This window comes from Serratia sp. CY44782 (assembly GCF_052168715.1).
Taxonomy (GTDB): domain Bacteria; phylum Pseudomonadota; class Gammaproteobacteria; order Enterobacterales; family Enterobacteriaceae; genus Serratia; species Serratia nevei.
Genome location: NZ_JBJNME010000036.1, coordinates 1 through 893, shown reverse-complemented (window position 1 = coordinate 893; position 893 = coordinate 1). Strand labels below are relative to the sequence as shown.

The window sequence follows — 893 nt, the reverse complement described above, 5'->3', positions numbered from 1 at the left end:
GGCCAGGACGTGGACTACATCGAATGCCATGGCACCGGCACGCCGTTGGGCGATCCGATCGAGGTGGGCGCCCTGAAGAACGTGCTGGGCCGCCACCGCAGCAAGCCGGTGGTGCTGGGGGCGGTGAAGACCAACATCGGCCACCTGGAAGGGGCCGCCGGGGTCGTCGGCCTGATCAAGGCGGTGGAAGTGTTGCGCCACCGCCAGGCGCCGGGCAACGTGCACTTCCGCACGCTGAACCCGAACATCGATCTGGACGGCTTCGACGCCATCATCTCCGCCGAGCCGGTGCCGCTCGGCGGCAAGGGTCCGCTGGTCGCCGGGGTCTCCTCGTTCGGCTTCGGCGGCACCAATGCGCACGTGGTGCTGGAGTCCTACGAACGGCCATCGGGCGATACGTACCCGCGCGCCCGCTATACTCCCCACTTCCTGCCGTGGCGCCGTCTGCCCAACCCGCTGCTCAGCCGCGGCGACGCGGGCGGCTTTGCCGCCACGCTGAACGCCGAGCTGGCTTCCCTGTGGCGGGATCATCGCATCGGCGGTCAGGTGCTGGTGCCGGCCGCCAGTCACATCACGATGATCGCCGGCGCCGCCTTGCTGCAGTACCGGGGCGCCCTGCCGGCGACCGGCGTGGAGGTGCGTGATATCACCATGACCCAGCCACTGGTGGTTCGCGAGGGTGACGTGGTGCGTTGCCTCGCCGACGGCGAGCAATGGGTGATCGAAAACGGCGGCGGCGAGCAGTATGCCGGCAGCCGTCGCAGCCAGGTGCTGACCGAGGGCGACGGGGGCTACAGCCCGCCGGATGTGGCGGCGTTCCGCCTGCGCAGCGCGGCGGCGGATATCGATGCGCTGTACGAGACGCTGGCGCAGCACGGCGTGGGCTTTGGCGA

Annotated in this window: 1 protein-coding gene; it reads left to right on the top strand. The window is 70.1% G+C overall.

What is annotated here, in order from left to right; translation table 11 throughout:
- Positions 1-893: polyketide synthase family protein (locus tag ACJ8HT_RS24115; protein ID WP_442520149.1), on the top strand; the 893-nt coding region annotated here is incomplete at both ends.